This is a genomic window from Lyngbya sp. CCY1209 (genome assembly GCF_035615495.1).
GTDB lineage: Bacteria > Cyanobacteriota > Cyanobacteriia > Cyanobacteriales > Microcoleaceae > Limnospira.
In genome coordinates this window covers 1-410 of record NZ_JAJENU010000625.1, presented here as the reverse complement: position 1 = coordinate 410, position 410 = coordinate 1, and the positions used below count along the sequence as shown (strand labels likewise).

Here is a 410-nt window from a genome sequence, read left to right as displayed (position 1 = left end):
TATCAAGACGGAACCGAGCTCGGCACCACAATTGCCGACGCGGACGGTAACTGGACCTTTACCCCCACCGCCGCCTTGGCAGAAGGAATCTTCAGCTTGACGGCTCAAGCTACCGACGCGGCGGGGAACATCTCCGAAATTTCCACGGCGGTGAGTCTCACCGTGGATACCACCGCGCCGGATACCACCCCACCCGACGCCCCAATTATCACCAGCGACGGTATCACCAACGACACCACCCCCGACATCACCGGCATCGCCGAACCCGGAAGCACCGTCACCATCTTCCGAGACGGAACTGAGCTCGGCACTACCACCGCCGATGATTCCGGCAACTGGAGTTTCACCCCCGCCACCGCCTTGGCAGAAGGTACGTTCAACTTGACGGCTACAGCCGCAGACGCGGCGGG

General features: G+C 62.2%; 1 protein-coding gene. It reads left to right on the top strand.

Going from position 1 to position 410, the window contains the following annotated elements:
- Positions 1-410: Ig-like domain-containing protein (locus LKE08_RS23685; RefSeq protein WP_324706740.1), on the top strand; the 410-nt coding region annotated here is incomplete at both ends.